Annotated in this window: 23 protein-coding genes; all 23 read right to left on the bottom strand. The window is 35.5% G+C overall.

Translation table 11 applies throughout. The features are described 5' to 3' along the window. Positions 1-124: 124 nt before the first annotated feature. Entirely contained in the window at positions 125-718 is a 594-nt protein-coding gene (locus HNQ80_RS12425) for a DUF5317 domain-containing protein (RefSeq protein WP_184310984.1), read from the bottom strand. A 123-nt stretch (positions 719-841) separates the two neighbouring features. After that, on the bottom strand, positions 842-1,444 hold the full coding sequence (locus HNQ80_RS12420) for a DUF5317 domain-containing protein (RefSeq protein WP_184310983.1): 603 nt from the start codon (positions 1,442-1,444) through the stop codon (positions 842-844). Next, complete coding sequence (locus HNQ80_RS12415) at positions 1,434-2,711, bottom strand: HD-GYP domain-containing protein (protein ID WP_184310982.1); 1,278 nt, start codon at positions 2,709-2,711, stop codon at positions 1,434-1,436. Before HNQ80_RS12415 ends, HNQ80_RS12420 begins: the two co-directional genes overlap by 11 nt. 221 nt (positions 2,712-2,932) lie before the next feature. Continuing rightward, positions 2,933-3,562: a hypothetical protein gene (locus tag HNQ80_RS12410; RefSeq protein WP_207726990.1), complete on the bottom strand. Its 630-nt coding sequence runs from the start codon at positions 3,560-3,562 to the stop codon at positions 2,933-2,935. A gap of 460 nt (positions 3,563-4,022) precedes the next feature. Beyond that, the gene (gene hpf, locus HNQ80_RS12405; protein ID WP_184310980.1) at positions 4,023-4,553 is read right to left on the bottom strand and encodes a ribosome hibernation-promoting factor, HPF/YfiA family; all 531 of its coding nucleotides are present in this window, start codon (positions 4,551-4,553) and stop codon (positions 4,023-4,025) included. A gap of 768 nt (positions 4,554-5,321) precedes the next feature. Continuing rightward, the gene (locus tag HNQ80_RS12400; protein WP_184310979.1) at positions 5,322-5,471 is read right to left on the bottom strand and encodes a hypothetical protein; all 150 of its coding nucleotides are present in this window, start codon (positions 5,469-5,471) and stop codon (positions 5,322-5,324) included. 472 nt (positions 5,472-5,943) lie between these two features. Continuing rightward, positions 5,944-6,276 (bottom strand): hypothetical protein, encoded by a 333-nt coding sequence (locus HNQ80_RS12395; protein ID WP_184310978.1) that lies wholly within the window; start codon positions 6,274-6,276, stop codon positions 5,944-5,946. A 298-nt stretch (positions 6,277-6,574) separates the two neighbouring features. Then, positions 6,575-7,120: a flagellar export chaperone FlgN gene (flgN, locus tag HNQ80_RS12390; RefSeq protein ID WP_207726989.1), complete on the bottom strand. Its 546-nt coding sequence runs from the start codon at positions 7,118-7,120 to the stop codon at positions 6,575-6,577. Next, complete coding sequence (gene fliS, locus HNQ80_RS12385) at positions 7,084-7,461, bottom strand: flagellar export chaperone FliS (RefSeq protein ID WP_184310976.1); 378 nt, start codon at positions 7,459-7,461, stop codon at positions 7,084-7,086. The genes flgN and fliS overlap by 37 nt, the downstream gene beginning before the upstream one ends. Before the next feature lie 24 nt (positions 7,462-7,485). Further along, positions 7,486-9,054, bottom strand: a complete 1,569-nt coding sequence (gene fliD, locus HNQ80_RS12380; protein ID WP_184310975.1) for a flagellar filament capping protein FliD — start codon at positions 9,052-9,054, stop codon at positions 7,486-7,488. A 53-nt stretch (positions 9,055-9,107) separates the two neighbouring features. Continuing rightward, positions 9,108-9,464, bottom strand: coding sequence for a flagellar protein FlaG (locus HNQ80_RS12375; protein ID WP_184310974.1), 357 nt, complete (start codon positions 9,462-9,464; stop codon positions 9,108-9,110). Between the two features lie 147 nt (positions 9,465-9,611). Next, a complete protein-coding gene (rfbD, locus tag HNQ80_RS12370) occupies positions 9,612-10,448 on the bottom strand; it encodes a dTDP-4-dehydrorhamnose reductase (RefSeq protein WP_184310973.1) in 837 nt (278 codons plus the stop codon). Positions 10,449-10,459: 11 nt separating this feature from the next. Beyond that, a complete protein-coding gene (gene rfbB / locus HNQ80_RS12365; protein ID WP_184310972.1) occupies positions 10,460-11,470 on the bottom strand; it encodes a dTDP-glucose 4,6-dehydratase in 1,011 nt (336 codons plus the stop codon). Between the two features lie 19 nt (positions 11,471-11,489). Next, positions 11,490-12,050 carry a dTDP-4-dehydrorhamnose 3,5-epimerase gene (gene rfbC / locus HNQ80_RS12360; RefSeq protein ID WP_184310971.1) on the bottom strand — a complete coding sequence of 187 codons (561 nt, stop codon included), beginning with the start codon at positions 12,048-12,050 and terminating at the stop codon, positions 11,490-11,492. A gap of 15 nt (positions 12,051-12,065) precedes the next feature. After that, positions 12,066-12,935: a glucose-1-phosphate thymidylyltransferase RfbA gene (gene rfbA, locus HNQ80_RS12355; protein WP_184310970.1), complete on the bottom strand. Its 870-nt coding sequence runs from the start codon at positions 12,933-12,935 to the stop codon at positions 12,066-12,068. Between the two features lie 63 nt (positions 12,936-12,998). Then, positions 12,999-14,108: a DegT/DnrJ/EryC1/StrS family aminotransferase gene (locus tag HNQ80_RS12350; RefSeq protein WP_184310969.1), complete on the bottom strand. Its 1,110-nt coding sequence runs from the start codon at positions 14,106-14,108 to the stop codon at positions 12,999-13,001. Positions 14,109-14,163: 55 nt separating this feature from the next. After that, positions 14,164-14,778, bottom strand: coding sequence for a GNAT family N-acetyltransferase (locus HNQ80_RS12345; protein ID WP_184310968.1), 615 nt, complete (start codon positions 14,776-14,778; stop codon positions 14,164-14,166). Between the two features lie 96 nt (positions 14,779-14,874). Continuing rightward, the gene (gene acpS / locus HNQ80_RS12340) at positions 14,875-15,243 is read right to left on the bottom strand and encodes a holo-ACP synthase (RefSeq protein WP_184310967.1); all 369 of its coding nucleotides are present in this window, start codon (positions 15,241-15,243) and stop codon (positions 14,875-14,877) included. A 17-nt stretch (positions 15,244-15,260) separates the two neighbouring features. Then, entirely contained in the window at positions 15,261-16,622 is a 1,362-nt protein-coding gene (locus HNQ80_RS12335) for a class I adenylate-forming enzyme family protein (protein WP_184310966.1), read from the bottom strand. A 30-nt stretch (positions 16,623-16,652) separates the two neighbouring features. Next, positions 16,653-16,901, bottom strand: coding sequence for an acyl carrier protein (locus HNQ80_RS12330; protein WP_184310965.1), 249 nt, complete (start codon positions 16,899-16,901; stop codon positions 16,653-16,655). A 100-nt stretch (positions 16,902-17,001) separates the two neighbouring features. Further along, complete coding sequence (locus tag HNQ80_RS26475) at positions 17,002-18,819, bottom strand: HAD-IIIC family phosphatase (RefSeq protein WP_184310964.1); 1,818 nt, start codon at positions 18,817-18,819, stop codon at positions 17,002-17,004. 22 nt (positions 18,820-18,841) lie between these two features. Further along, positions 18,842-19,771 (bottom strand): class I SAM-dependent methyltransferase, encoded by a 930-nt coding sequence (locus HNQ80_RS12320; RefSeq protein WP_184310963.1) that lies wholly within the window; start codon positions 19,769-19,771, stop codon positions 18,842-18,844. 11 nt (positions 19,772-19,782) lie between these two features. Further along, the gene (locus HNQ80_RS12315) at positions 19,783-20,997 is read right to left on the bottom strand and encodes an SDR family oxidoreductase (RefSeq protein WP_184310962.1); all 1,215 of its coding nucleotides are present in this window, start codon (positions 20,995-20,997) and stop codon (positions 19,783-19,785) included. Between the last annotated feature and the right edge of the window lies 1 nt (position 20,998).

Genomic DNA, 20,998 nt, shown 5'->3' with positions numbered 1-20,998 from the left:
ATTTGGATTATTGCATTTTTTGCAGGATTTAAAAGCAAATGTAAAGTTTTCATTATACTTTGTGAAATTTCAATTTCATGAGCGTTTCCTAGATAACAAAAAAGGAAGAACAATATGCTCTCCCTTATATTCTTCCTTTATATCCATGTTTTATCATACGATGACGTACATTAAATTTACTTTTTTTCATTTCACCCATAATGAATAGGATTAATCCTAGTGTTATGAAAATATCACCGATACTGATTACCTTAGGCAGTGGATATGGCTTCGGTATAGGAACAAATTTAGCCAAGAGTTTTGCCCACTGAGCAACACCCGTTAGGGCACGATAGTGCATCATATCGCCACTCTGGATAGCATTGATCATCGATTCTAATCCTGCTGCCTTTAAAGCTGAGAAGGAAATAGGCATCTGAAAGCCATTGAACGCAATCACAATCAGATTAAGCAAAATCCCTATGAAGAAGGCCCACATTCCCTTTTTCTTTAAATTCATACAGATACAGATCATCGTAAGGATGATAGATGTTGCATAAATGTAGGATTGATATTTTGCAAAAAACGGGAAATCCTCAGAAATGATAGGCGTCAATTGCAGTAACAGTGCCAGAATCAACACAATCCAGCCATTGATTTGTACGTCTCCCAAGCTACTAAATTTTCCACCTCGTACTTTTCCTAAAATCAAACCTAAAATTGTTCCTTCAATTAGCAAGTCATATCACTCCTTCTTTGCGTAGCGCGCTCTAGAATTAGGTGTATATTGTTGATGTACTTTCAATCACAAAGCGTAAAAATTTGAGTTAGTGATTAGTGATTAGTGGTTAGTGGTTAGTGGTTAGTGGTTAGTGGTTAGTGAAGTTTTCTCATTTTTTGATGTATTTATACTTGTCAACATTTGTCGTTGCACAAATAAGAATACACCAACCATCATAAATAGATCCCCTATACTCAAGGTTTTGGGTAAAGGATATGGCTTCTTGAGATGGATTACATCTCCTAAGAATCCAAATAGGGTGGTTTCATCCAATACAGTATGGACTAAGTCCCTTCCTGACTGTAGAATCTCTATCTTTTCTTGATAGACGATGGGATCGATGCCGCTGATATTTACAGGCATTCGCCCACCATTGGACAGGATAACAATAAAATTTAAAATGATTCCTATTAAGATAAGCTTAAAACCTGACAATTTTCGATTGCAAATCATTACATAAATCAACAGCCCATAGGTTATCAAATGGATCAACCAGATGTACTGGTCTACATACTGCCACATCGATGAAATCTCTCTTCCTCGAATCCATGAAGCAGTAAATTCGATCAATGCTGCCAGGGTGACCAACCACCATTTTTCAATATAGATGTAGGCAAGATTCTTGATCTTCCCTCCTCGAAATTTTCCAAGGATGACAGAACTACCCAAGGACTCAACCCACATGAGCCATTGCCTCCCCCTGCTTGCCTAAATAATCGCGGAATGCTTTCACCACAATGGGATTGAACTGTATGCCAGATTCCTTGATCAAGATATTCATGGCAGTATGTCTATCCATAGCTTTACGATAGGGACGATCTGAGGTCATGGCATCATAGGCGTCAGCTACGGCCAATATACTAGCTTCCATTGGAATCTCAGCATCTTTTAGCCCCTCTGGGTACCCCTTCCCATCGAATCGCTCATGGTGATACTTGATGATCTTAGATACATCTGCTAAAAACTCTACCTCGGAGAGAATCTTTGCACCAATTTCAGGATGTTTTTGAATCATGGCATATTCACTTTCCTCTAGCTTCCCAGGTTTGTTTAGTATATTATCTGATACGCCAATCTTTCCAATATCATGCAACACCGCTGCAGTTTTGATTCGATCGATGGCATCATGCTTGAAGCCCATTTGCTCTGCAATCCCCGCGGCGTAATCCGCTACTCTATAGGAGTGGCCATTGGTATACTGATCCTTGGCCTCCATGGCGCTGGACAAAGCTTTAATCGTTTCAAAATAAACGTGACGCATATCCATATATAGTTTAAAGGAATATCTAGCAATTAACAATGGTCCAAAAAATAGTAGCACTGCAAACCAACCATAGTTCGCATATGCTGCAGCAATAATAATACCTAAAGGAAATAATCCTACAATGTTAACAGCAAGCCATGCATTATCTTTGAAAAATTCCCAAAACTTTCTACCTTCTAAAATTGATGATAAAATTGAAAAGATCAAGATATTTTGAAATGTATAAATCACTATTCCTAGTATTATACCTAGCGCATTAAAATTCATAAAAGTAAAAGATGAATAGCTATTTTTAACTAAATCATATACCATACCAGCAGTACCTAGTGACATTGCGTAAGCGCTTCCATTGAATATTCTCTTGTATATAGAGCTATTAAATAGGTGTATAAACTTCCCATCTACGTATTCAATGAAAAAAAGCATTGAGGCAAATCCTATAAAAGCTGCTGTTCCTGGTCTAAATAAAAGCATTGCAGCTAATCCTATGGCGAAATTTACAGATATAGCAGTAGATCCCTTAATTCTTATGTTGAGTCCTTCTGCTATCATTCCAAGGATACTAAAGAAAACAATATCTGGAATAATTGTATAATCAATATCTGAAATCGCCAACCCTAAATAGCATAAGCCTAATCCAATGATAAAAGACGTATATAATTTCAGTTTAAAAGGCATATCTTTCATCTTTATTCTCCTTTATGTGATTTTAGGCCGGCAAAACTCTATTTCCAGCTTAAGCTTGCGCCGCCAGCTAAAATTAATGATAATAAGCTCATAAAAAGAACCATTAATCTCTTTTGCATCTGATATAGCCCCCTTTGTAGTAGGCTCTGGTACTTCGCTAATGTCCACAGGCTATATCCGCTTCGCTATGTTTTTAAAACTAGCCGGCCTAAAATACTAACTTAATTACCGAATCTTACGATTCGTCTGTTGATGGCATCCAAGGTTGCCCGAACGATGGTTTCATACTCATCCTTTCGAACTACGGCAGATCCGACCATCAACTCTTCTTCATGGTGCGTGATCAAACTAATCGCAGTAACAATTACATTTCGCTTTGCCAGCTGCATTTGCTCGATATCCTCTACAATAAAGGTACTGTTCATCCCCAATAGGGTGTGAATGCATTCTAAGGTTGCATTGGCTACCATCCGGTAGACATTGTTTTTAGAATTCATGCCTTCAGCTAAACCCTCAATCAACTCATCCCCTTTTTGCAACACCACTTTGATCTGGGCCATGTTTCCCGATACCGAATATCCAATAGAATGAATCTTTAAACGGAATTCACTTTCAGTTTCCTGCTTGAAGTTAATTTGTGCTACACTGATGATTTTGTGATCAACTTTTATGTCGAATTTAGCCGTTAAGGCTGATTGAATATCTCTAGCGATCTGCTTGGCATTTCTTTGATTTGACGCCAATACATGTATTTCTTCCAAGTCATTGGAAGCACTTACAATCACCTTCGATGAGATTACCTCAGGTATATGATTGATGATTTCTTCCATCTCTAAGATTATTTGATTCATGCTCAGCTTTTCCATGTTAAACCCCTCTAGTCACCATAATATAATTCATTCATAAAACATAACTATCCCAACTACATTTATTCGACTTTTGTCGGATATCTCCTTCTTTTTTATTGGATTGCTATACATAATTTTACATTTCCCTTGGCAAATAAATTTACTAATAGTAAATGCTTATACACTTGTAATTTGAGGGCTATTTTTCGATATTAAAAAGCGCCTAAGGGCGCTTTCGCTAGAGAACCCTAGGTTCCCTTCGACGACTGCTATCGCAGTCTGAGCACCCTCCTTAGTACGGCAGGGGACTTCATCCCCTACAACCCCTATTTGTATTGTCTGGTTTTCTCAATATCTACATCTATTGTACTTACTTAATTTGAGCTTACTTAAGATTTATACTTTCTTAGACAATAAAATAGGACAGCTTTCGCTGTCCTACAGGTCTTATCTATTTATTTCATTAGAAGGTCGGTTCAATTAAACCATAGTCCCCGTCCTTACGCTTATAAACTACATTGACTTCCTCTGTATCCCCATTGGTAAATACAAAGAAATTATGTCCCAGGAGCTCCATTTGAAGTACCGCTTCCTCAGGATCCATAGGCTTGATGGAAAAACGTTTTGTTCTTACGATTTTCGACTCACTTTTTTCGCCTGGCTCCACATCTGGTATATATTCAAATCGAATGGTATCGTGACCTTGATATCTTTTTTCAAGTTTTGTTTTATATTTTCCAATCTGTCGATTTAATTTGTCTAATGCCTTATCCACTGATGCATACATATCTTCTGTGGATTCTTCCGCTCTCAAAATAGACCCATTGATCGGAATTGTAATCTCAATAATCTGTCGGTTTTTTTCTACACTAAGGGTTGCCTGAGCCTCTGTATCCTCCTTGAAATATTTTCCAAACTTCTCCAGCTTACTCGTAATTGTGTCCTTTAAAGCATCTGTTACAGCTAAATTCCTTCCACTGACTCTGACTCTCATATACTTCAGCTCCCTTCAACATATATATCATCGAGCCGGATGCACTCCAACTCAAAACTTGTCTTTATGTCATCTGTGAATGATGTTATATAATCTTATTCGTCAGATTTTCAATACTTTCCTCCAAATTGCTAGAAATTTTTGAACTTAAATGGACAAGTTTGATATATCTTTATTTTACCCATCCAGACTTATATCAAACAACCAACTTCGATTTCTTCAAACAAATTATTCCTTTCTTCTATTTTGTCATATAGATTTTCCACAGCAAACGAAAACTTCCATTTCCTTTTAAAAATTCAACACTACTTTTCAACAGTATCCACGACTTTATCCACAGAATTTTTAAAATTTTTCTATTTCTACAACTTTTTTAAGAAATAAAGGCATTTCTTAACTTAAGTTTTTACCAAATTTATGAAAATATACAGACTATCCACAAGTTGTGTGCATGTTAAGTATGTTTCTGTGGATAATGTGGATAAAATTGTTGATAACTGATTTTTACAATGCTATATCTGTGAATAACCTTGTGAGTCAATGGTGGATAAGTCATTTTTTGAATCATTTTGTCATTAAATGTATTCAGTTTTGGCTATTATTTATTTATCTTTTTGCAAAAAACTACATGGCCACACCTATCATTTTTTCTGACAGTATTTTCTGCCAACTTATTATGTATATGCACTATCCGCGAAATTATGCATGTTTTCTACTTAAAAGAATCCCTATTAATCTACAAGAGGATTTGACAAATATTTAAAAATCCTATGTCGAAATTATTCTTATTTTAACCAGTATATTTCTATCGATGTGCCCACCTGTCATCCTGAGCGACAGCGAAGAATCTTGAACAAAGGCTTTCACTTCGCAAGATCCTTCACTATTGTTCATGACAACAAATATTTCTAATATCATAAAATATCCACATACAATTTTTGCCGAACCAATTAAAAAAAAATCCCCGATCAATTAATCAAGGATTTCTCTTAGCATCGCTGCCAATAGAACATATACTTAGCTGACCTGGTCTTTGACCCCACACTCGCCTGCTGGAAGTTTCGCTCTGGGTTCGCCGCCACTACTCCCCCTCTCAGAAGTAATGATCTATGTACAGTACATCCATCACCCTTCTGGCAGGTCTTACCTCTAAGCCGCACCATGCTCAGCAGCTCCATTTTTAGGCTGCCTTACGTGGGTCCTTTCGCCTGCGACTGGCATGGACTTTCAACCACAGACCTAATTATATGCACCACATATTATACTACGTTTTTCTCTATTTTTCAAGCATTCTCCTTATGCCTTATTTTGTATATAACCAAGTATTCCAAAGACTAACTATCCATAAAGCTTCCGTGAGGAACGACGCCCTCGTCATTCCGGATTCTTTTTAAATCATATAATCAATATTCTTACCAGAAACTTCTTCCATTGGCATATAAGCTAATTTTGCATTAATGGATGTATTAAACAATATTTGCTCATTTCTATGAATCAATCTCATACTCATGCTCGATGCCACTGCTGCGCTGCCATTTATCGTTTTCGTTCGAATTGGTTTAAATATATACTCCAGTTGGTTTTTCTTTATTTCATTCTTCATCGTAAAATTCTGCGTATCTTTTCCAATAGGATCAATCCTCTGTACTCGATTCATGCCCTCTACCCGCCTAGAATTTGCAAAAACATCCATGTTATATAATTCTACTCCCCTAATATGCATTGATCCCATTCCCCCTTCTTGTACCACTCTTACTCAATATTATAGGTTTAAAACTCTACTTCTAGCTATGAAAATCGTTCGCCAAATTCATTGATCTATCGACTGTATTCATGGATTTTCTCTGTTTTCTATATATTTGTAGGAAACAGGCATACCTGTTCCACATGCTAAGCATCAAATTCATCTATTATTTTTCCATGCTATAGAATACGATATATGTAAAAAAATAAGGGCCTATCCTTGGCCCTATTCATGATAAAAAATTACACAAGAAAAAAGCCCATCTTATAAAGATAGGCTAATACTTCTTATTCTGATTGTCAACAAACATTCCTTGAGCTCCAGCATACTTATTCTTATATGCTGAGGCTAGCTTAGAACTTTGTTTCTCAATCTTGATTTTCTTCAATTCATCCTTTACATGCTCTAGATCTATTTTCAAATTATTCGTATTCATCTTATCCAAATGATCGATTTCTTTTAGTATTTTCATAATATGTTCAATATTGTTTTTAAGATCTTTTAATAGAGGATGGGCATTGGTATCCATTTCTTCTATGGATTGTATCCCCAATGCTTTTTTCAGTTTATTGTAGTTCTCTAGAAAGACCAAATCAATGTCATTGATCAGTGAAATAACCCCTTGTCGCTCATCAATAACGGTCATTAACGTATCCAAGTTTCCTGCTTTAATAAGGTTTGCTTGAAGACTTGTCAACTCAAGAAACCGTTCCAATGCTTGTCCTTTTTTGTGTGATGTATCTATCAATAGTCTTAAAAGATTATCTATATCCATATGCATCTCCATTATCCTTTTTTCGCCAATACCATAGCTTCCTTCCATGCATCCCGCAGCGTTGTCGTTATCTCAAGTGCTTCCTCTAATTTTTTTCGATCCTTCTTCATATTGGCTTCGATTAGATGGCTGTTTATAAAATCATAGAGGGCTCTTAACTGCTTGGATATCTCATAATTCATATTCAGTGTAACATTTAACTCAGTAATGATATCTGTAGTCCTTATAATCGCATTATGGGATTTTTCGATATTTCTCTCATCAATACCCTGCATTGCCAAATGGATAAACTTAATCGCCCCATTATAAAGCATTAGAGTTAATTCTTGAGGTGAAGCCAAGGTTACATTGTTTTGCTGATATTGTTTATATGGATTGTTTAGCGCCAATAAGATCTCCTCCTCATATTAGCCTTATCCCAATTGTTGTGATAGCCACGTGCTTTGGGACTGCATCTTCTGCATGGCCTTTTCCATGGCTGTGAATTTCTTCCAATAAGATTCCTCTTTGCTTGCTAATCGATCTTCTTCCCTTGAAATCTGACTGCCTACATCTGTAATACTTTTTTCTAGATAGCTGATTCCACTTTGTTTTGAGATAAAGTCTACTAACATGCCCGCCTTTACACTGGAATATAAGGACGAATTATCACCTATACCTGCTTGGCTGACAATTTCTTTCATTCCCGTGATCATGCTATCATACATTCTATTGATTAATCCACTTTCTTTTCTTTTGGTTTCCTCATTAGCACCTACAGATGGCTGCTTTAACAACAGATCGATTACACCATCTGCGTCTTTTGTTATCGCTTCCTTTAACTTTGTTTCATCAATAACTAACTTCCCTTTTTGCTTGTAATCCCCAGTAGTAATTCCTATATCGAATAATTCATTGAATGCACCTGTTACACCAGCTACAGGTTCATATAACCCCTGCCTCACGTCTTGCAAGGTCTTGTTGATATATGTATTGCTTCTCAGCAAGCCACTTTTTGCTTTTTCTTCCCAGAGCTCGATTTCCTTTTCTGACATAGATTCTTTTTGCTCATCCGTAAGGGGCTTATAGTCTCGATACTGTTTTTCTGACGTTAACGTATTTAATTTATCTACTAATTCGTTATATTTGTCCACAAATCCCTTGATCTTATTATAAACGCCATCCACATCGGTATCAACTTTTATAGTCTGAGGACCGCTCACTTGCTTCAGCTCCAGTTGAAGGCCATTAATCGTAATTTGATTTGTATCATATGCGATACCAGTCGCTCCATTGTAGTTAATTTTTGCTTGCTGCCCTTTATAGGATGTCCCTGATACAAGTGAAGCTGCAGTGGCATTTTGGTCTGTCACCTTAAGATCAAGCTTTGCAAGCAAAGATCCAGCTGTATCGTCTATCGTAAGCTCCGCTTGTGAGCCCGTCGTAGTTGTATTTATAAAGAACCTTTTAGCCGTTGTATCATAACTTGCCTTTACACCTGGAACTTCTGCATTAATTTTCTTTGCTACAGCTGTTAAGTCGTCTTTTCCAGTGAAAGTGATCGGTTTACCATTAATCGATATTTCATAGGTGTCATCTTCACCAATACCGAGAAGATCTTTAAGGGTTTTATTTTCTACGGTACTTCCACTGGCAGCAGTAACTCCTTTTGCCAACTGTGTTACTTCAATTGTATGGGTTCCTGTAGTTGCAGTGGATAAAGCTGTAGCAGATATAGCACTATCATTGGATGATGTAGCTTTTTTGCCCCATGCCAACTTTGAAGTAGAAGATATGGAATCAATGCCAAATTCCTTTCTCGTATCCAATATAAAATTTGCAAAATCTTTGTTCACATCATTATATAGTTGTTGTTTCCACTTCAACACTTGTTGATTTTGGTTGTATTTGTCAACCTTCGCCCGCTCTGCCTTCATCAAGCTCTTAATAATTGATTCTGTATCAAAACCGCTGGCAAATCCTGTTATACGTGTCACACTCATTCTATTACCTCCTTATATCCAATTTAAACCTTTTTTTAATTAATTTACATTTTTTAAATCTTTTTATCCACAAACAGACCTGTCCGCTCCAGCATAGAAGCTACCATATCTAAAATTTTCTCCGATGGAATCTCTCGGACTACTTCTTTGGTTTCACTGTCTACAACTTTTACTAATATCGCCTTTGTTTTCTCGTGGATAGAGAATTTTAAATTGGTACTTTTAATGTTTAAATCCTTATTTGCACGTTCGATTTCTGCAATAAGCTGCTTTTCCCCTGGAAAATTTGAAGTCGCCGCTTGAACAATTTCTCCTTCGCCAGTTCCTTGTTGCCCATTACTTGCTTGTCCCTGCCTTTGATTTGGCGAGTTAATATCTACAGCATTGCTAATACTAGATTCAATTCGCATATGAACACCACCTCATTATTTTTTCCTATGGATATTATCGGTATATTTTTTATTTACTTTATAGTAGATAAGCTATGAATTGAGGCAGTATATCTACAAGATTTTGACAACACTGCAATAACTAAGCTTAGTCTGTTCATAGGGTATTTATTCTTTCACAAATCTTTTCAATGCATCTACCCAATTATCTAAATGATATCCGAAGTCGAGCTCAAGTAAGTAGTTTCTCATAACTGAATTTTGAGGTCTACGTGCTGAGCGCTTCAATTCTTCTGTTGTTACAGATAGAATTTTTTTATTGATTTGATATAAAGAAAAAATCTGGCTAGCAAATTCGAACCAAGTACAAGCTCCATTATTAGAGGCATGATAAGTTCCGTAGGCTTCCGTTTCCATAAGCAGCCTTATTACCCGTACCAGATCCTTGGTATAAGTAGGCGTTCCCTTTTGATCATCGACTACTCTCAAAATCTCATTCTCTTTTGCCAACTTCAGCATGGTCTTTACAAAATTATTCCCATATTGTCCATATAGCCAAGAAGTTCTTAGAATAAAATGTCTTGGGTATATTTGCCTAATATATTCTTCACCCATGAGTTTGGAATGTCCATAAATATTTATGGGATTTGCCTTGTCGAATTCAATATAAGGTTCTTCTTTTTTGCCATCATATACGAAGTCAGTGGAGATGTGTATCAATTGTGATTTCGTTTCTAAACACGCCACAGCTAGATTTCTGCATGCCAATCCATTGACCCTATAAGCCATATCTCTTTCTTGCTCTGCCTTATCAACGTTAGTATAAGCTCCACAATTAATGATAATATTTGGCTTCATTCCTCGCACAATATTTATTGTATCATCAAGCTTTGTAATATCCAGTTGTGCTCTTCCATACCCCTTTACAGCATAAAAAGGGGACAGCATGTCCATTAAATCTGCCCCTAGCTGTCCATTTGCACCTGTTATTAATATCTTTTTCATCCTAACACCTACTATCGATTGGAATACATCTTTTCATAATAGTCCAAATATGCTCCACTTCTGATTTGCAGCCACCACTGTTTATTTTCTAAATACCAATGGATGGTCTCTTCTATGCCCTTATCAAAAGTATATTTAGGTATCCAGCCCAATTCGCTCTGAATTTTTGAAGAATCAATGGCATATCTTCTATCGTGTCCTGGTCTATCCTTAACATATTTTATTAAAGACTCTGATTTATTCAAAATACCTAGTATCAATTTTACAATCTCGATATTTGTCTTCTCATTGTTTCCACCGATATTATAAACTTGTCCAGGCTTGCCCTTATGTATCACCAGATCAATGGCACTGCAGTGATCTTCCACATGAAGCCAATCCCTTACATTTAACCCATCACCATACACAGGAAGTTCTTTTTCTTCATAGGCATTAGCAATCATTAATGGAATCAATTTTTCAGGGAATTGATACGGCCCATAGTTATTCGAACATCGTGTGATATTCACTGGCAAATGGAAAGTCTCATGATATGCCCTCACCAGTAGATCTGCCGCTGCCTTACTAGCCGAGTATGGACTGTTTGGAGCCAAAGAAGTTTCTTCCGTAAAAGACCCTGTTTGGCCTAATGAGCCATAGACTTCGTCTGTAGAAACCTGTACATATTTTTCTACACTATATTTTTTAGCAGCGTCTAAAAGGGATTGTGTTCCCATAATATTCGTTCTTGCAAATATCTCAGGTTCTTCAATACTCCTATCCACATGGGACTCAGCCGCAAAGTTAATGATGTAGCTTATTCCTCGAGAAACGATTTGATCAACCTGCTGACGATCTGCAATATCGCCTCTAATAAATTCGTAATTCGGATGCGCTTCTAAGCCCTTCAAATTTTCTAGATTTCCCGCATAAGTTAACAAATCTAAGTTAATGATCTTATACTGGTCATATTTCCCCAGCATATAGCGGATAAAATTGCTGCCAATAAATCCAGCACCACCCGTAACTAAGACTTTCTTCATTTTTCTCCACCACCCGATTTTATTTAAAATGGATCTCAGTATTTTTTAGTAATGACCACCTTTTATCCTTTTCTGAAAGAATCACCTGTTCTATCCCGTCTAATGGCCAAGCGATATCTATATCCGAATCATTCCACAGAATTCCACCTTCATCATCAGGATAGTAATAATCTGTACACTTATAAATAAACTCAGCTTCATCAGATAAAACCAAAAAACCATGGGCAAAACCTTCTGGAACATAAAGCTGTTTTTTATTTTCATCTGATAATATGATTCCGAAATGCTTTCCGTATGTTTCTGATGATTGCCTTAGATCAACAGCTACATCGAAAACTTCTCCGTTGATCACCCTTACCAATTTTCCCTGCGGATGCTCTTTTTGGAAATGTAATCCTCTTAATACACCTTTTTTAGATTTTGACTGGTTGTCTTGTACAAACACCATATCTAGTCCATTTTCACAGAATTCGCGATGATTATATGACTCCATGAAATATCCTCTTTGATCTGCAAAAACTTTTGGTTCAATAACATAGAGCCCGCTTATCTCTGTTTGGATAAATAAAAACTTTGCCATATATACACCTCTTATTTAAAGTCCATTGGCTACATCTAATAAATATTTTCCATATTCTGTTTTCGTATATATTTCTGCCAGTTGAACTAATTGGTCTCTATTGATATAGCCCATCCTATAGGCAATTTCCTCTAGACAAGCGATATATAACCCCTGTCTCTTTTGAACTGCTTCCACAAAGTTACTGGCTTCTAGCAAACTGTCATGGGTTCCTGTATCTAACCAGGCCATACCCCTACCAAACAATTCAACCCGTAACTTTCCTTGCTTTAAATATGCTTCATTTACGGCTGTGATCTCAAGTTCTCCTCTTGCCGATGGTTTCAAATTCTTCGCAATTTCAACGACATTGTTATCATAAAAATATAGCCCTGGTACAGCATAATTAGATTTCGGTACTTTAGGCTTTTCTACTATAGAAATCACATTTCCCTTTTCATCGTATTCAACGACACCATAAGCTGTAGGATCTTTTACGTAATAACCGAATATAACTGCACCACTATCCAAAGTACTGGCTCTATGAAGCATCTCTGTAAATCGCTGCCCATAGAAGATGTTATCTCCTAACACCAAAGCTACTTTATCATCTCCGATAAATTCTTCTCCAATGATGAACGCTTCAGCGATGCCATTGGGTGCTTGTTGCACCTTATAAGTGATGGATAATCCTAGATATCTGCCGTCACCAAACATTTTTTCATATAAAGGAACATCCTGCTCCGTTGAGATAATGAGAATCTCTCTTATACCTGAGAGCATTAAAACAGAAAGTGGATAGTATATCATGGGTTTATCATAGATAGGCAATAATTGTTTGGATATTGATTTTGTTATTGGGTAAAGTCTTGTCCCAGAACCACCTGCTAAAACAATCCCTTTCATGAAGTCCTCCTTGTAAATAAGTATTTGAAAACAACATACTAAAATTCGCTCGAGTCAACATGCTTATCTATTAGGTTTCCATTTATTTAAAATATCAATTATATATTCAATTTGTTTTTCCTGCATCCCATACCAGATCGGTAAACTTAATATCTCCTCTGACAGCCTTTCTGCAATAGGAAAATCCCCTTTTTTATAACCCAAGTCTTTATAGGCTTCTTGCAGGTGAATAGGTATAGGGTAATGAATCAAAGTTTCTATGCCATGTCTAAATAAATATTCTTTTAATTCATCCCTAAACTTACTTCTTATAACAAAAAGATGCCACACACTTTTTATATCTTGGGCTGTATATGGCAAAATAATATCATTATTGCTGATATTATTAATATATATATTCGCAATTCTCGATCTGTCCTCATTCCACTTATCTAAGTGCTTTAGTTTTATGCTTAATATAGCGGCCTGAATTTCATCTAGTCGCGAGTTAATCCCTTTATGTTCATGATGATATTTGATGTTTGATCCATAATTACTTAAGTTTCTTATCTTATTTGCCAATTCTAAATCATTTGTTACGACCGCCCCCCCATCTCCAAATGCACCTAAATTTTTTCCGGGATAAAAACTGAAACCAGCAGCATTTGAGATAGATCCGGTTTTTTGCCCTTTGTATAATGCACCATGGGCTTGAGCTGCATCTTCAATAACCTTTAGATCATACTTTTTAGCAATCTCGTTAATGGGTTCCATGTCTGCAGGTTGACCGTATAAATGAACTGCGATAATTGCTTTTGTTTTATTTGTTACAGAATTCTCTATACGTGTAGGGTCAATGTTATAGCTTTCACGTTTAGGCTCTACTAAAATTGGTTTTGCACCCGTATAACTTACAGCCAAAGCAGTAGCAATAAAAGTATTAGACGGAATGATCACTTCATCCCCAAACCCAATCCCGTAACCTCTTAATATTAAATGCAACGCATCTAACCCATTTCCTACACCTACAACATAGCTTGCATTACAATATGCAGAAAATTCTTCTTCAAATAAATGTTTCCTTTCCCCCAATATAAACCAATTCGAATCATATATACCTTCAATAGCTCGTAAAGCCTCTTCTTTTATAGAAGAATGCATGGGTTCCATGTCCAAAAACTTCACCTGAGTCATAATAATTTCACCTTAGTCCTCCCCATAGGCTTATAAGTATAAGAGTACTAGTATTTTATGTTCTTATTTTGCCTATTATATGGTTATTCCAATAGTAATCTAGAAGTGCAATAAAGCTTTTCCTTGTTCGCTCATATTGCTCCTTTGTGTTAACCATTTCTACTAGATGCATATTATTCACAAAGCAATATTGCGGAAATAGAGTATTTTCTGTAGGAACAAATCCGAACTTCTTATCAAATGATATTACCTGCTTATTTTCTTTAACACAATGTCCATATAATTCATTTAATTCTAATTCATTAAATATAAAATCATAAATAAGAACCATTGCTTCAATTAATTCTCTTGAACCTCTATATTCTTTTTCACCTATTAATAGTCGTCCTAAAATACCTGTTTTATTATCAAAGTTTAAATCATTTACACCTATTGTTCCAATTTTTTTAAAGTTCTTCTGTTCTATAATAACAAATAAAATTTCATTACTTTTTAAATACTTGTCTTGATACCATTTATATTGTAATTCCAATGTCAATTGATATGGTTGATTAAGAAAACGATTTATTTCAGGATCATTTCTCCACTTTATGATTTGAGGAAAGTCTTCCTCTATCAAACCTCTCAACTCAACAAATCGGCCTTTTAAAACAATTTCTTTATTTACCATACAAGTTTCCTCCTGGCATAAGTTGTTTTTGGCATTATCTTTATCTCATAGTTGATAAACTATGAAACTATGTATACCTAACACTCCTATTAATAGTCATGTAAGGATCACCATTGCGATAGCATAATTACTACAATGAGAGATAGAAATATTGTATTCACTAATAGCTAGTTCATCTGATAATTCCTTTGCTTTGTTGTGGAGGTTTAAAATGGGTTTTCCTTTTTCATTTTTTAGTATTTCTATGTCTTTAAATGAAATATTTCTATCAAATCCCGTTCCTAATGCCTTCACTGTAGCTTCCTTTCCAGCAAATTTACCTGCCAAGGTTTCTAACTTTTTTGCATAGCTTAGATCCTTTGTTAACTCCAATTCCTGTTTCGTAAAAATTCTACACAACCCACTTTCATAGGCAGTCAGTTTTTCGAATCTTTGAATTTCAATTATATCAGTCCCAATGTACATCTGTAGTTCTCCTAGATTTATTCTTCATCTTTAATTAATCGAACCTTCTTAAATCTTGTACTATGCTGACCTTCTTCTGAAATAATTGTAAAGCGCATTGGTACTTTATATTTCGCAAGTCGCTTAAGACAAAAACTTCTTAATCTAGTACTAAGCTCTAGCAAATCCTCTGGCTTATAAAGTGATACGCGAGCATGAACGACTTGCCCCATTAATGGATGCGCTACTCCGAAGACGGCCGCTTCTTGTATGTTTTCATCCTCTAACAATACTGATTCAACTTCCACTGGATAGACTTTTTGTCCTCCTACATTAATGATTTCTGATTTCCTACCAAGAAATCGAAGTTGATCACCTCTAACCTCTACTTCATCACCCGTACACATCCATCCTTCCTCATTAAAAGGATTAGGCGCATTCAAGTAACCTACCATATTTGCTTCTGAACGAACCCAAAGAATGTTATCTATGATTTTTGTTTCAAAACCATCTCCTCCAACTTTTAGCCATACAGAATTATCCTCTGTTGATTTTGAACGCAATACACCTAATTCTGATAATCCATATGTCTGCTTCAACACGGCATTTGGAAATATCTTTTTTACATTATTCAAAGTTGCTTCATTCATTAACTCAGTTCCATACGTTATCAATTTGATTGAATCAAGCATATATTGTTGATAGCATTTTGAAGCAATGAGTAAATTTAGAAAAGTAGGAGTAGTGGGAAGCAACGTAGCTTTTGATTCTTCTATAATCCGAGACACTGATTCTGGTGTACGTTCAGGTATGCATATTCCTGTTCCACCATATGCAAAAGTAGATAAAAGAGTATTGAATCCTCCAAAATGATCCATCATTAAAAACAACACGGTTCTCCATCCTGGTCTATTAACAACAAACTTGTTCATTACACGTTCACAATCATGTAGAATTCCTTTAGGTGTGCCGGTTGATCCTGATGAAAAGACAATTAGGCCTGGTTTCTCTTTTTTTCTGAATGAGTTAACTAATTCATTTTGAGATACATTATCGAATTTTTCGACTGTATAACTGTCTTCCTCCGTAAAACGAAACATACATTGAACACCAGCTATTTCTCTAAAAACTGGAACCTCGGCTTCAATCGATCTAGTAAATGGAACGAGAATAGCACCCACATTCATTAGTGCAAAGAATAAAGCACAAGTCTGTGGAGAATAATCACTTAAAATTCCACATACCGTTCCCTTCCCAACATTATAGTCATTTAACTTTTCTATCCACATATCGACCATATCAAAAAATTCATCGTATGAATATTCCTTGCTCTTCCAAAAGATGGCTGGTTTTTCATGATTTTCTCGCATTCTCTTTACTACCGTTTCAATGGCTGTCATAATTAAATCCTCCCTTCTTTCAGCTATACATTATATATCAAATCTGATTCCATGTTCCTCTAATACAATCTTAATTAGCGGATAACTAAGAATCTCTACTGTCTGCTCTTCAGTGAAAGTAATATCAAATTCTGCTTCAATGGCTAATACAAGGTTTAAGTGCTTTACCGAATCCCACTCATCTACTGTATCAACAGATGTATCTTCATTAATAGCCTCGTAGGAAATATCAAGAACATCCATCATAACTTGTTTTAGTCTCTTTTCATTATCTTTCATATATCCACCTCATTATTTATTTTTTTCTTCGGATTTTCAACATTTTCTATTGAGTTTTTTGATTACTCTGTCAAGAAATAATAAATATATACGAATAAAATCAATCTATTCGTGTTACCTTAATATATGCTGGTGTACATGTTTCGACTTTTTGTAGATCTGCTTCCCAAATATATTCCCCATTGTTTTGAATCTTAAGTTTAAAGTTGTGCTTTTCGTAAAAATCTTTTACTTGAGCATTCTTCTTTGTAGGAATATAGCGACCAATTATAGATCGATAACCCTTTCCGCGAGCAATTTCGAATAAATGAGATAAAAGTATGTTTTCAATGCTACGTCCAAGCGCTCTACAGCTTAAGAGAAAGCTGTCTATTTCAACAGCAATACCGACATGATATTTGAGGATCGCTACACCGATAATTCCCAAATCCGATACCTTATCATGAAGCTTAATATAAAAAACATCACTTTCTGAACTGTTAGCCAAACTAGCAATTTCAGCTTCTGTATACCTAAAAGTAGTTAAATTGAATTGATTTGTCTTCTGAGTAAGCTGAGAAACTCGGGGAAGTTGAATTGTATTTGGAGTACCAATTTCAACTTCCATATTCAATTTTGTTAAATATTCCTCAAGTGTTCCTGAAGTTTCGTAAATTTGTTTTCTTTGAATATTGTCTTTGTAAGTTTTATTTCTAAGCCTGTCTTCATTTGTATAGACGAGAGTATCAAATAGACCACGGACACTCAGCATTGACTTATAGGATGACGGTTCTTTCGGTAAGTGAATAACCTCAACTTGTGGTAATCTTTCCCTAACTTGGTTGCATTCAAACTCACTATCATCGACAAATACCAGGCTATCTAGTCCAATATTCAAAGTTTCTGCTATTTTAATAATATTGCTCACTTTATCGCTCCAGTTTATTTGCCATGTAGCAAAATGCTCTTCTCTAAGTAACATTCCTGGATGGTTATTCAATACCTCAATAACATCTTCCTCATTGTTTTTACTACATAATGCTAGAATTACACCCTTATGATATAAGTTGATAATCTCTCGCTGAAATGCTTGATAACAAGAGCCAGGATAGTCTACTCCTAGTTTTATTCCATCTAACCCCGCTTCACCTATGATGCCACCCCATAAAGTTTCATCGCAATCTAAAACTAGACATTTCCTTGTCCTACCTTTAAGTGCCCTGAAAAATTTTCCATATTCTTGACCAAGCGGAACAATTCCATGTCTTGATATAGGCGCTCTGGACATATGCCAGTATCGTTCTTCAACGCTATGAAAACTACCTAGTTTATAAATCAACTTAAAATAATCTACTATATAAACATCTGAACTGTTTTTAGCAAGTTCTTTCAACTTACTATTTATATCTAACAATGTGCCCATTTGAGAAATATCATTTTGCGTATCCAAGATTCCTAAAGTATTATTTGTAATTAAAGGAAAGTTATTGATCAAGATAGGCACTGTAGAACTTTTTCTAATCTCTGCAATTATGTTCTTAAAATCCATTATTATTCTTTCAACCTCTTCTGCAATTTCCTCAGGAGATAGAGTTATATAGCTTAATGCTAACTTAGCTGATACAGATTCAAACCACTGTGCTATAATGATCAAATCTGGCTGAAAGTGATATAATCCACTTTGGGGCTCAATCACATTTTGCATAATATTGTCAAAATCCCCAACATAAATCTCTGGATAGAATCCTTCTAAAACAATTTCCCCTCTTATTACAGGTATCACAGGCTCAATTGTAAAATTTCTCAATATAGCCACTTTCATTATTGGAAGGTTTACTGGCTTTAATCTATCAAGTGCATTTGAAATAGCTGTATATGAACTATATGCTTTATCACTTTTTAAGCGGCTAATCAACGAACTTAACTTGGAATCTTGCACATACATCAAACCCCTTCACTAATCAATTAAGCGTTAAAATCGCAGCATAATTAATTGCCACTAAATCCTTTTCCCATTTTTCCTCAGGTATATCTTCAACTGGCAAAACAATTTCGTCACTTATTGACAATCCAATACTTCGAATTAAATTTCTTATTTCATCAATAGTTTTGAAATGATAAATATGATCTATTGCTGGACTGTTTACACAAGTTGACATAAAAATCTTTCCATCTTTGTCTAATAATTCCTTAGCCTTTAATAGAAATCCTGGAGCGTCTTCTACATGCTCTAGTACTTCTCCCATTATAATAAAATCAAACTTAGCTATACCGTCACCTGTTTTCAAAAAGTCTTGAAGCATAAAATGAATATTATCTGTAGGCAAATTAAAAGCGCAGAGTATTTCCTTTGCGATTTGAAGAGATTCATTGCTAATATCTATTATATTTATCTCAGCGTTATTGAATTTTTTTAACACTTGTGCAGTAAATAAGCCGTGTCCTGCACCAATCTCTAAACATCTACTCGTATCGACCTGATTAAGTTCTTTTTGAAAAAAATCAAGTATGGCGTAGTGATTTGGCCAAAAAAGGTAAGATAATAATAATCCAATAATATAATTACGCATTTTATCTTTATCACTGTAAACTTCTGTCTCTACTATCTGACTACTATTACAAAGATAATATCCAGTTTTTTTAAATCTAATTTGTTCTCTTAAAATTTCCATGCATGTTTTATTATAAGCTTTTACAACATCTAGCTTATTATGACCACTCGCCAGAAAATATTGATTTAGTGAGTTACTTAGCTCCTCTGCAAAAGTCCAATAGCTTAAATCTTGTTTCTCCAAAAAAGAACTTATTTTTTTCCTTTGCAATGGATTATCTTTCAGTACTAATTCAATAATGCTTACAAACTCAGGATATTTGTTTTTGTATGAGATCATATACTCCCTCCTTAAAGCATTGTAGACCCACCACATACTCGAATTGTTTCTCCAGTAATATATCGAGCTCCAGGTTCAAGTAAAAAGGATACAACACCAGCTATATCTGAAGGCTCTGCTAAACGTCGTAAAGGTGTTTGCATTTTTACTAATATTTTTGATTTGTCTGGCATATTCCCAATTCTATCTGTCTGAGTCATCCCTGGTGCTACAATATTAAATCGGATTCCTTTAGGTCCATATTCTACAGCCATGCTACGCGCGAAAGTTGTAAGAGCTGATTTTGCTATTATATAGTCCGTCTGATGAAGTGGAGGCACTCCATCAGAAGCAATAGATCCAATAAAGATAAATGAACCAAATCGAGCTTCAATCATATTCGCTATAGATGCTTTTACACAATTAAAGGCGCCTTTTAACTGAATATCAATATGTTTCTGTACTTCATTCCACTCTAATTGATCGAATGCTTTGATTTCATTTTTTGGAGCAGCGCAATGAACTACTGCTTCGACAGCCCCGATATCTTCTTCAATTTTCTTAAACATATCTTCTACTTCATCCCAATTTGATATGTCTGCTTTAAAGGGATATGCGCGTCCACCTTCTGATTCTATTTCTTTAACAACATTAAACGCTTCTTGGTCTGAATTTACATAATTAAGTATAACTGTGTGCCCTTTTTTAGATAAATTATATGCAACTTCAGCACCAATCCCACGTGTTCCCCCAGTAATAAGTACGATTTTCCTATCATCTTCCATCTGCTGTTCCTCACCTTCTAGCTCTGTCAATTTCACCTTAGATTCGCCAACAATCACTAGTTGATTATGTTGATTTTTTATCTCAACACCTAAGACTAATGTTCTTACTGATTTAGATATTTGTTTAATTGTCGCTGTAATATGAATCGTGTCTCCTACATATACTTGGTGTAAAAACTCAATAGTTTGTGAAACCCAAAGGGCTCCTTTACCAGGCAAAAGCATTCCTATCATAGTAGAAATGAATGAAGCAGATAACATTCCATACACTACAGGTTTTCGAAATCTAGTTCTTCGAGCAAACGAAGGATCTAGATGTAATGGATTATAATCCCCTGTTAATTCTGCAAAAGTATCTACATCTTTTTGAGTTATTTCATGCGTTAATTCTGCCTTATCATTCAAGGTGAAACTTTCAAATGGTGTAATAGAAAATTTCTGTGAGTCATTTAACTCATGCATA

This window comes from Anaerosolibacter carboniphilus (genome assembly GCF_014205875.1).
Taxonomy (GTDB): domain Bacteria; phylum Bacillota; class Clostridia; order Peptostreptococcales; family Thermotaleaceae; genus Anaerosolibacter; species Anaerosolibacter carboniphilus.
This window is presented reverse-complemented; position numbering and strand designations above follow the sequence as displayed.

What these genes read in the sequence shown, in the direction of transcription:
- HNQ80_RS12420 (WP_184310983.1), bottom strand. Translation starts at nt 1,444, where the DNA reads ATGTGGGTTGAGTCCTTGGGTAGTTCTGTCATCCTTGGAAAATTTCGA.
- HNQ80_RS12415 (WP_184310982.1), bottom strand. Translation starts at nt 2,711, where the DNA reads ATGAAAGATATGCCTTTTAAACTGAAATTATATACGTCTTTTATCATT.
- HNQ80_RS12410 (WP_207726990.1), bottom strand. Translation starts at nt 3,562, where the DNA reads ATGAATCAAATAATCTTAGAGATGGAAGAAATCATCAATCATATACCT.
- hpf (WP_184310980.1), bottom strand. Translation starts at nt 4,553, where the DNA reads ATGAGAGTCAGAGTCAGTGGAAGGAATTTAGCTGTAACAGATGCTTTA.
- HNQ80_RS12400 (WP_184310979.1), bottom strand. Translation starts at nt 5,471, where the DNA reads ATGATATTAGAAATATTTGTTGTCATGAACAATAGTGAAGGATCTTGC.
- HNQ80_RS12395 (WP_184310978.1), bottom strand. Translation starts at nt 6,276, where the DNA reads ATGCATATTAGGGGAGTAGAATTATATAACATGGATGTTTTTGCAAAT.
- flgN (WP_207726989.1), bottom strand. Translation starts at nt 7,120, where the DNA reads ATGGAAGGAAGCTATGGTATTGGCGAAAAAAGGATAATGGAGATGCAT.
- fliD (WP_184310975.1), bottom strand. Translation starts at nt 9,054, where the DNA reads ATGAGTGTGACACGTATAACAGGATTTGCCAGCGGTTTTGATACAGAA.
- HNQ80_RS12375 (WP_184310974.1), bottom strand. Translation starts at nt 9,464, where the DNA reads ATGCGAATTGAATCTAGTATTAGCAATGCTGTAGATATTAACTCGCCA.
- rfbD (WP_184310973.1), bottom strand. Translation starts at nt 10,448, where the DNA reads ATGAAAAAGATATTAATAACAGGTGCAAATGGACAGCTAGGGGCAGAT.
- rfbB (WP_184310972.1), bottom strand. Translation starts at nt 11,470, where the DNA reads ATGAAGAAAGTCTTAGTTACGGGTGGTGCTGGATTTATTGGCAGCAAT.
- rfbC (WP_184310971.1), bottom strand. Translation starts at nt 12,050, where the DNA reads ATGGCAAAGTTTTTATTTATCCAAACAGAGATAAGCGGGCTCTATGTT.
- rfbA (WP_184310970.1), bottom strand. Translation starts at nt 12,935, where the DNA reads ATGAAAGGGATTGTTTTAGCAGGTGGTTCTGGGACAAGACTTTACCCA.
- HNQ80_RS12350 (WP_184310969.1), bottom strand. Translation starts at nt 14,108, where the DNA reads ATGACTCAGGTGAAGTTTTTGGACATGGAACCCATGCATTCTTCTATA.
- HNQ80_RS12345 (WP_184310968.1), bottom strand. Translation starts at nt 14,778, where the DNA reads ATGGTAAATAAAGAAATTGTTTTAAAAGGCCGATTTGTTGAGTTGAGA.
- acpS (WP_184310967.1), bottom strand. Translation starts at nt 15,243, where the DNA reads ATGTACATTGGGACTGATATAATTGAAATTCAAAGATTCGAAAAACTG.
- HNQ80_RS12335 (WP_184310966.1), bottom strand. Translation starts at nt 16,622, where the DNA reads ATGACAGCCATTGAAACGGTAGTAAAGAGAATGCGAGAAAATCATGAA.
- HNQ80_RS12330 (WP_184310965.1), bottom strand. Translation starts at nt 16,901, where the DNA reads ATGAAAGATAATGAAAAGAGACTAAAACAAGTTATGATGGATGTTCTT.
- HNQ80_RS12320 (WP_184310963.1), bottom strand. Translation starts at nt 19,771, where the DNA reads ATGATCTCATACAAAAACAAATATCCTGAGTTTGTAAGCATTATTGAA.
- HNQ80_RS12315 (WP_184310962.1), bottom strand. Translation starts at nt 20,997, where the DNA reads ATGCATGAGTTAAATGACTCACAGAAATTTTCTATTACACCATTTGAA.